General features: G+C 59.7%; 10 protein-coding genes and 1 pseudogene. 1 reads left to right on the top strand and 10 read right to left on the bottom strand.

Annotated elements, in window-relative coordinates:
- Positions 1–187: 187 nt before the first annotated feature.
- Positions 188–409 (bottom strand): annotated as a pseudogene (locus tag FJ248_08510) (helix-turn-helix transcriptional regulator).
- 152 nt (positions 410–561) lie between these two features.
- On the opposite strand from FJ248_08510, the gene FJ248_08505 reads away from it, so the two are divergent.
- Complete coding sequence (locus tag FJ248_08505; protein ID MBM4120920.1) at positions 562–1,617, top strand: hypothetical protein; 1,056 nt, start codon at positions 562–564, stop codon at positions 1,615–1,617.
- A 12-nt stretch (positions 1,618–1,629) separates the two neighbouring features.
- Here the strand turns inward: FJ248_08505 and FJ248_08500 are convergent, their stop codons facing one another.
- Genes FJ248_08500 through radA form a run of 9 tightly spaced genes read right to left on the bottom strand, consistent with a single transcriptional unit; the run spans position 1,630 to position 8,438 of the window.
- The gene (locus FJ248_08500) at positions 1,630–2,340 is read right to left on the bottom strand and encodes a hypothetical protein (GenBank protein ID MBM4120919.1); all 711 of its coding nucleotides are present in this window, start codon (positions 2,338–2,340) and stop codon (positions 1,630–1,632) included.
- Positions 2,341–2,376: 36 nt separating this feature from the next.
- Positions 2,377–2,847 (bottom strand): peptidylprolyl isomerase, encoded by a 471-nt coding sequence (locus FJ248_08495; GenBank protein MBM4120918.1) that lies wholly within the window; start codon positions 2,845–2,847, stop codon positions 2,377–2,379.
- 41 nt (positions 2,848–2,888) lie between these two features.
- Complete coding sequence (locus tag FJ248_08490) at positions 2,889–3,884, bottom strand: hypothetical protein (GenBank protein ID MBM4120917.1); 996 nt, start codon at positions 3,882–3,884, stop codon at positions 2,889–2,891.
- A gap of 31 nt (positions 3,885–3,915) precedes the next feature.
- On the bottom strand, positions 3,916–4,692 hold the full coding sequence (gene tatC, locus FJ248_08485) for a twin-arginine translocase subunit TatC (GenBank protein MBM4120916.1): 777 nt from the start codon (positions 4,690–4,692) through the stop codon (positions 3,916–3,918).
- Positions 4,693–4,737: 45 nt separating this feature from the next.
- Positions 4,738–4,980: a DUF465 domain-containing protein gene (locus tag FJ248_08480; protein MBM4120915.1), complete on the bottom strand. Its 243-nt coding sequence runs from the start codon at positions 4,978–4,980 to the stop codon at positions 4,738–4,740.
- A gap of 19 nt (positions 4,981–4,999) precedes the next feature.
- Positions 5,000–5,488 carry a ribosomal-protein-alanine N-acetyltransferase gene (gene rimI / locus FJ248_08475; protein MBM4120914.1) on the bottom strand — a complete coding sequence of 163 codons (489 nt, stop codon included), beginning with the start codon at positions 5,486–5,488 and terminating at the stop codon, positions 5,000–5,002.
- Entirely contained in the window at positions 5,488–6,246 is a 759-nt protein-coding gene (gene tsaB / locus FJ248_08470) for a tRNA (adenosine(37)-N6)-threonylcarbamoyltransferase complex dimerization subunit type 1 TsaB (GenBank protein MBM4120913.1), read from the bottom strand. The genes rimI and tsaB overlap by 1 nt, the downstream gene beginning before the upstream one ends.
- Positions 6,227–7,057, bottom strand: coding sequence for a hypothetical protein (locus FJ248_08465; GenBank protein MBM4120912.1), 831 nt, complete (start codon positions 7,055–7,057; stop codon positions 6,227–6,229). The genes tsaB and FJ248_08465 overlap by 20 nt, the downstream gene beginning before the upstream one ends.
- Positions 7,041–8,438, bottom strand: coding sequence for a DNA repair protein RadA (radA, locus tag FJ248_08460; GenBank protein MBM4120911.1), 1,398 nt, complete (start codon positions 8,436–8,438; stop codon positions 7,041–7,043). Before radA ends, FJ248_08465 begins: the two co-directional genes overlap by 17 nt.
- Positions 8,439–8,984: the final 546 nt, after the last annotated feature.

Raw genomic sequence — 8,984 nt, 5'->3', positions numbered from 1 at the left:
CGGCCGGCGGTTTCACCATCAGTCCGTCCGCAGAGACCGTAAAATTCAACACGTCGCCCAGTTCCGCCACTGGACGGACCACCGTGCGATTCCCGATCCGGGCCACCTTGACACGGACACGCCCCGAAACCTCCGCTGCTGCGTCGGCTCCAACCAGATCGCCTTCGACCATCTCCCCACCGACTGCAAGACTGAACAGGTCCTCGACGCGGCAGCCCAGCGTGTCCGCCAGACGCAGCGCCACCATCGTCGTCGGCAGGTAGTGGCCGGCTTCGATGGCATGGATCGCCTGGCGGGTGATCCCGGCCTGCGCCGCCAGCTCACCCTGCCCCAGCGCCTTGGCCAGCCGGACGTCGCGGAGCCGGTTCTCGAAATGACTGATTGATTCCGCCTGGTGCTTCATCCCCATGACGACTCAAAAGTATCATAATACATTACATTATGTAAAGTATTCTTACATCCGGGACAGCGCATGCCTGGCTGCAATACGACAGCTGCCTTTGCCGGCACTACCCCCCCCCGTGCTATAACGCCGCGGCAAGATCCACCACGGACACATCAATGACGTCGGGCATTTCCGGAAACACTCGGACCGCTTTGTCGGGGGCGCTTCTGCTCGTCTCCCTCCTGCTGCTGGGGCCTATCGGGGAGGCAAACGGATGGGAGTGGGTACCATCGGAGGAGGCCATTGAGAAATACCGGCACAGCTGGAATCCGCTCTCGCATGGGCCGATGTTAATTTCCTCCCCCGACCTGCAACCGAAGGGCCAGTGGTACATCCGCCCACTCATCTTCGCCCAGATCGGCGAGAGCAGCTTTGGCAACCAGTTCCGTCCCGCCACCGACTCCACGCGTGGCCCCCTCCACATCTACAGCGTACAGTCCCCATTTCTTCAGAGCGCCTACGGCCTCACCGATCATGTGGAACTGGTCGGCCAAACATCGCTCGGAGGATTCTGGGCCAGACAAACCGGAACAGTGGACAACGACTTTGGCCTGGGCGATACGTCCCTGATTCTCAAATACCGGCCGGTCGTGCAGGACCCCGAGTCCTGGGTCCCGAGCATTAACTGGTTCAATCAGGTGTCGCTCCCGACTGGGAAATGGGCGGGCACGGACAAGACCCCAGGCGGATTTTCTCCGATCGGACGTTTTCCAGCCACGCGCTCTGGGGAAATCAGCGTCACCAGCGGCCTCGCCTTCCGAAAGAATCTCCAGCCCTACCGCTGGAGCGGTGGCGTCTACTACACCCATTCGACGCCCGGCTTGAAAACGGCGACCGGTGAGGCCTCCTACTTTGGTGACCTGATCAACACCCGCCTGATCTTCGAGCACATTCTCGATGATACCCACGGCTTCGGTTACAATCTGGAGTTCGTCACCCTGCATGGGATCACGCACCGCCTCGACGGGCACCGGATCAATTCGGGGCAGAAGAGCGGCTTCTCCCTCGTCGGCGTGGAACCGTCGGTCCAGTACCGGATCGGTGATACGAATTTTCTGGTCGCCGGTGGCGTCCTGTTGACGCTGGCCGGCCAGAATGCCACGAATTCGATCTACCCAAACTTTTCCATCTTCTACTACTGGAGCGAGTCCGGCAAGGTACAGATGCGGTGAGGGCGCGCGGCCCTACGGAAGGGCCTGAACGACCGAGTTGGCTGGGTTGAGCTTGCCGAGATCGATCACGACGCTGTCGTGCTCGAGTCCTCGGATGGTCTCCCAGAGACTAGCGTCCTGCGGTACGACAGCGGCGGGTAGCGCAAAGAGTACATCGAAATCCTTCGGGGCGATTGGCAGCCTCGGATAGCGGCGATCGTAAATCATGCCGTAGGCAGGAATGCCGTAGATCTCCCGATGATTGCTGAGCGTGAAATGGAGGTACCCCGTCTTTATGTAGAGACTCCCCGACGTGATTTCTCGCTTCACCGACGTCTGCGGATAACTGAGATAGAACGTCACACACTCCGTCGGCGTCGCGTCTGCCAGCCCTTCTGATAGTTTCGCCGCCACCAATTGAATCTCTGCCTCCGAAAACGCCAACTCCGTGGGAGCCAGCCCGAACGCCCAGACAGACAGAGCCAGCCGGTGATCGCGCACGGATAATCCGCGCAGAATGTCAGCCATGAGTTCCGGCGCAACCGTCGCCGGATGGTCATGGCTGGTATCTGGCTCCTCTGGTATTACCCGGGAATCCAATTCCAGGCGGACAAAATTGGCAGGATCCTCAAGCACTACACGAGATGGCACCACCGGAATGGCACACCCCGGCAGACACGCCAAGGCTGAGACAAAGGTTACGCACACCACACCGAATCGGCTGATCGAAGTACGCTTACGCATTAATCTTATCCCTACGCCTACGCTTACACCCGAGCCTCAGCCTTCATTCACAGTGACCGTCATCTCGATCCGCTCCAGCGGATTATCACGTCCATCCCGCTTGGCGGCCGCAACCTTATCCGCCACCTCCATGCCGCTAGCCACTTCGCCAAAGGCCGTGTACTGCCAATCGAGAAAGTTTGCGTCCGCCACACAGATGAAGAACTGCGAGCCCGCGCTGTCCGGATCGTTGGCCCGTGCCATAGAGAGCACGCCGCGCGTGTGCGGCTTGCTGTTGAACTCCGCCTTCACTCGGTGCCCGGGCCCGCCCATCCCATGGGAGGCACGGTCGGAATTCTTGCTGTTGGGATCGCCCCCCTGGATCATGAACCCGGGAATCACCCGATGGAACGTCGTCCCATTGTAAAATGCCGCGTTGGCCAGATCGCAAAAGTTCTTTACGTGGTTCGGCGCCACGTCCGGAAAAAATTTCAGGACGATGTCGCCCCACTTCTCCCCCTTGCTCATTACGGTAATCGTCGCCTTCGGCTCGCCCACAGTGCGCCTCCTTATTCAGACAATCCCTGACTGATGTTCACCCAGTGCTGCCCCCCGTCGTCGCTACGAAATGCACCGGCGCTGGTGCCGGCATAGAGCACACCCCCGCCCGATGCCAGGACCTGCACGGACAGTTCCGTCAGCCCCGCATTCAGTGGTATCCATTGCCCGCCGTCGTTTATGCTTTTGTAGATACCCCGTCCCGTTGCTACGAGTAGGCCCGTCTCACCGCTGATGATGCCGCGGATCGAATCATTTGGTAAAGCGCGACTGATCGGCCGCCACGTGCCCCCGCTGTCTCGGCTTAGGAACACGCCCCCGTCGAACGTGCCGGCATAAAGCACACGCTCCCTGCCAATTACCAGCGCACGGATGAAATTCTCTGTCATTCCTTCGTGATCTTTCAACCCCTGCGCCGGCATCCGTATCCACTGCGCCCCGTTTGCCTTAAACCGCTGCACACCCTTGGCAGCCGTGCCAGCAAACAGCGTGCGATCCGCATCCATTGCCAGCGCATGCACGACCGTCTGATCAAGCCCCTTCGTTACTTCCACCCAGCTCGATGTTCCCGCCGCCAGTCGATAGACCCCGCCGCCGGTGCCAGCATAGAGATCCTGGTCATCAACAAACAAAACCTTAATCTGGCGGCGCATCAAGCCGTCGTTCACTGCCTGCCAGTGCCGGCCGCCATTCACTGAACGAAATACCCCACCACGCAGCGTGCCGGCGTAGAGCGTGCCACTCTTCGCTTCTACGAGTGAAAGGATGAACCGGTCGCCCAGGCCGTCATTGGCCGCCGTCCAGTCCTTCCCCTGATTGTCGCTCCGAAAGACGCCCAGGCCGAACGAGCCAGCATAGACCGACGCCTTCGTGACGACTAGTGCCTGGATGCTGGGCGCCGGACGCAACTCCGGGGACGGCATGTCCGGATGGGGCTCGGCCGCCACCGCAGTCAACGGCAACAACACCGCAACACCGAGCCCAATCTGCGTGAGAAGCGTCTTCATTGTGTATTTTTCACCCTTTCCTGTTGACGGATTACTTAAGGCGCGTCCCTGCCGTGCCGGTTGGCACCAGCCCATCAAGATGATTCTCCCCAGACTCACCGTCAGCCGGCGCTGGCGCTCGCCCGAATAGACGCGCACCGAGAATCCCGATCTCGTACAGAACGATTAGTGGCACCGCCATGAGCAACATCGTAAACAACGTCGCATCCGGCGTGATAATCGCGGAGAGAATCACCGCCGCCATGATCGCATGCCGCCGATAGTGACTGAGCATCGCCGCCGAGATGATCCCCGTGCGGGAGAGTAATGTAAGCGCAAGCGGTAGCTCGAAGGCGAAGCCGAAGATCAACAGAAACTTCACGTTGAAATCCACGTAAGTCCCCACCGCCATTTGCGGGGTCAACGAGCGGTCCATGCCGAAGCTGACGAAGAACTGAATCACCAGCGGCAAAATCACCAGATTGCAGAATGTCATGCCCAGCGCAAAAAATACAGCCGCCAGGCAGAACAACGGAATTGCCCAGCACCGCTCACGCGGCAGCAGCGCCGGCTCGATGAATTTCCAACATTGATAGAGTACTACCGGCAAGCTGAGAATGACGCCGGCCAGCAAGGAAATCTTAACTGCGGCAAACAGCGCCTCTGTCGGGCCATAGAAAATGAGCTCGTCCGTGAACGGCCGCTTGAACCAAGCGATCAGCTCAGCGGAATAGGCAAAGGTGAAAATGAACGTGGCTGCCATGGTGAGCGCCACGATGGCTAACCTGCGCTTGATCGTACTGAGATGTCCTGCCAGCGGTGGCAGCATCACCAGGATCCTTCTGTGCTACTTAAGGGCATCTTCAACATCCGTCTAATGGCTCTGTGCGTGCGCCTGCTGCTCGCGATAGGTCCGAATCAGTGAGGCCATCTGGTCTTTTGTGGCAAGTTTTTCCTTTTGCATCTGCTTGACGCGCAGTTCCTCCTGCGGCGTCAGGACATGGCGCTTGTACAGCCCGGCGATCTGCTCATCCAGGCGGTGATGCGCCGTCTCCGCCTGCTGATAGTCGAAACTGGAGGCACGCAACAGTTCGGCAATCCGTTTCTCTGTTAGCATAGATCCCTCCTTGGGTTGATTACGACGAAGCCAGAGTCCGCTCCATTAACACCGCATCCTCGACCGGACTCGTATAATATCGTGTCCGCACCGCCGTCCGGCGGAATCCTTCCTGCTCGTATAACTGGATCGCGACCGCGTTTGAGGCCCGCACTTCCAACAGGCCGCGCATGGCGCCCGCCTCGCACCCACGCTCCATCGCATGACGCAGCAGCGTCCGTCCATGGCCCTGCCGGCGCACTGACGGATCCACCGCCAGCGTCATTAGCCGGCATTCCTCGAACACCACCCAGTAGCACACGTAGCCCCCCAGCGGACGGCCCGCCTCCCCGTGCCGGCGCAGAACTTCCAGGCGCCCAAAGGGATTGTGGCACAATTCCACCTCAAACATCTTACGTGTCCACGGCATGGTGAAGGAGGCCTGCTCAATACGCATGATGACATCGAGATCCTCCGGTCGGGCCCGTTCAATGCACAGACCGGAATACTGTTGAATCTTCGCACCCATTACGAGACTCTCGTACGCGCCTTTCGTTTGGAGCGGGCCGCTTTTGCCAGTGGAGACGACAGCCCGCGCTTCTCCCAGACCACCTCGGCCTCTGGCCGCTGCACATAGACTGGTGCAATCCCGCGGGCAACCGCCTCGCCGCGCTGTAAGCGGCGCAGGCCGGATAGACTCACGCTCACAGCTGAGGGAAATGATGCCTCCGCCGGCGCCTCATGAAGCTCCGCACGTTGCCGTTCGACCAGCTTTTCCAATTCGACGCGATGGAGCTGCCAGCCGTCCCCGAACATCACCACCGGCCCTCGCAGTGTGGTCGCCACAGACTCGACCGTCCCGGTCCGTTCCTCTTGTAGCTGCGTAAGCGTCCCGTTCGACAGCCATTGATACTGCGCCCAATAGACTTCGCCGGTCCGCGCACGCAGCACCGGGCAGAGCGCATACTTCTCTCCGCGCAAATTCCACGCCATCGCTTCCAGCGTTGGCACAACGGCCAACGGTAAGTCCGTCGCGAGACGAAATCCCAGCATGGTTGCCAATCCAACGCGCAGGCTCGTAAACGAACCGGGCCCAATCGAGACTGCAAGACCGTTCATGTCGTGGAGCGTCAGACCACATAATTGAAAGACCCGATCAATGGTCGGCACCAGCAGGCGTGCATGTGCGCCACGTGCATCCTCGTCCGCCCGCCCCAGCACGCACTCACCATCCAGGACCGCCACGCTCAGGCGCGCGGTTGCCGTTTCAACCGCCAGCAGCTTCATCCGCACCCCACGTCCGCTCGGCGGCCAGTTCGTCCGGCTTGAGCACAGGATTCACGACAATTTCCTGAAAGCTCAGGGCCACTGAGCCCGCAGCCAGGTAATCCGTCACTGTCACCTGAAACGGCATGACTGTTTCCACACCCACCTCCCCCCGCGTACGCGGAATCGCCCGAAAATCGTCAAAGGTCATCGAGGCCTCCACTTCGCCGGTTTCCCGTATCCAGTCTTCCTGCACGATATAGAGCGCGTGGCGCTCGAACCAGAGGCGGCGCAATAGACGACTCCCCGGGGCTGCTTGAAATACATCGAGCCGATAGCGGTCTCCGTCTTCCGCTAGCGCTGTTCGCAAACCGGTCAGTGTACGATCGTTCCCAACCATGCCATCGACCGCCCAGCGGCTGAGTTGCAGCAGTCGTCCGATTTTCGCCTGCCGCAATTCCTCCACCGGGCCGGCATAGCGCTTTTTCTCGGACGGCACTTCCAGCTGAAATTGCGCGCGGTGCTGGCTGTACTCGAACAGTTTACTGCCGACCGCACTGAATCCCTGCAACCGCAGCGAGTCAGGCCTCCGATAGTACACGACTCCGTCCGCACGCTGGGTAATTAACAAACCCGTCCCTGCTACCTGCGCGCGAAATAAACCCTTCATCGTTTGAATTGTTCTTACACGTTCTTCGAGCAGCTCGGTCAACTGCTCGACCGTTGCTTGCTTAAGCGGAATTGCGGGTGCTGTGTGAACCCACATGCAGCCAGGCATCACCGCCACTGACAGAGCCAGCAGCGCAGCAGCTGCACTATTTAAAGATCGCATCCAGTGCCTCGCCAACTTCATGGATGCCGATCAGCTCTACGCCCTTCATACGATCGAGCTTGGCTAGGTTCCGCTCCGGCAAGAGACAGCGGCGGAAGCCCATCTTGACCGCTTCCTTCACTCGCATCTCCGCCTGGCTGATGGCCCGTACCTCTCCCCCCAGACCGACCTCGCCAAAGACGATCGTCTGGCGGTCAATTGGCCGCTCGCGCAAACTGGAAGTCACCGCCGCCACAATGCCAAGGTCTATTGCTGGCTCGTCAATCGTCATCCCGCCCACGACATTAATATAAACGTCTTGGCCCGACAGGTGTAGCCCCAACCGCTTTTCCATGACTGCCAGTAGCAGCGACACGCGGTTGAGCTCCACCCCGTTTGCCATCCGCTTCGGCATTGCATAGTTGGTCGGTGACACGAGCGCCTGTAGCTCGACCAGAATCGGCCGCGTCCCTTCCAGACTCGATACCACCACTGAGCCGGTACTTTTCTGCGGCCGCTCGGCCAAAAACAACTCAGACGGGTTCGCCACTTCTTCGAGACCGGAATCCTTCATTTCAAAGACGCCGATCTCGTTTGTTGAGCCGAAGCGGTTCTTCACGGCGCGCAGAATGCGGTAGGCGTGCCCCTTGTCGCCTTCAAAATAGAGCACCGTGTCCACGATGTGCTCGAGCAGCCGGGGCCCAGCGATGGCGCCCTCTTTCGTCACGTGCCCAATGATGAACACCGGCATGCCCGTCCGCTTGGCCAGAAACATGAGCTTCCCGGCTACCTCCTGCACCTGACTGATGGTGCCCGGCGCGGAAGTCAACTCGTCTGTGTAGACCGTCTGGATTGAATCCACAACGATCGCCGTCGGCATATGCGTCTGTACCTGCTTGAGAATTTCCCCTAGCGACGTCTCGGCAAGAATGAGGAGATTGGTGTGCGCAAGGCCGATCCGCTCGCTCCGCATCTTGATCTGGCGGGGTGATTCTTCGCCGGACACATAGAGGACCGGCCCATCTTTCGAAACCAGTCGCGGAAGCGCCTGCAACAACAGCGTCGTCTTCCCAATGCCGGGATCGCCACCGATCAGGATAACCGAGCCGGGAACGACCCCTCCGCCCAACACGCGGTCGAACTCACCGATGCCAGTGCCGGTACGATGCTCACCGACCAATTCAATGTCATCAAGCGGTGTGACCTTGGACGCGATGCCGCCTAACACGGGCGGCCGGCCCTTGCCCGTAGCTGCGAGCCGCTCCTCTTTCATGCTGTTCCATGCACCGCAACCCGGGCATTTCCCGAGTGCTCGAGGAGCTTGATAGCCACAAGACTGGCAATGAAACGTGGTTTTGGCCTTCACGGCCGGGGCCTCGTAAGGAAGGATGATTGCGTCCATTCTAAAACAACAGGGCCACCTTCACAAGACCGGGATACAAAGCGGGAGCGAGTTGGGCGGTCGGGCTCCCTACCTTGCTTGGCTGGGACGTACACAGGGATTGCAGAGACTGGACATCAAATCAAGCGGTGCGGCTGCAGGCCACGCCGTCAACGGGGAATTCCCTGCTGCCTGAATGAACCATCCTTCACACGTATAAACACAGCAAGGCGACGAGCCGCTGACAACCTCGTTGCCGTTACCGCTCCGCCAAGTTCAATGGGCCATGCGACTAGTGAGTGCAAGATGCACTAAGACGACTGCTTCCCTGCGTGTAGTTAAACCACAACGCGGACGGACGAACGGTCAGGATTGCGCTCCACGGTTGATACAGCTCGGCTCTTCACAACTGCCTCCTCACGTCCTTCCACTCCTTCACTGTCTTAACTTTCTTCGGCAGTTCGCCCTTCGCCGGCTTCGGCACAAGCACAACCTCGATCCGATGTTCCACCAGCACGTCCGCGAACCCTTTCGTTCGCCCGATCCCTGCCTTGATATTTATCCATC

The organism is Nitrospira sp., assembly GCA_016873435.1.
Taxonomy (GTDB): Bacteria; Nitrospirota; Nitrospiria; order Nitrospirales; family Nitrospiraceae; genus VGXF01.
The sequence above is the reverse complement of the archived record's forward strand: the minus strand, read 5'-3'. Positions and strand labels throughout refer to the sequence as shown.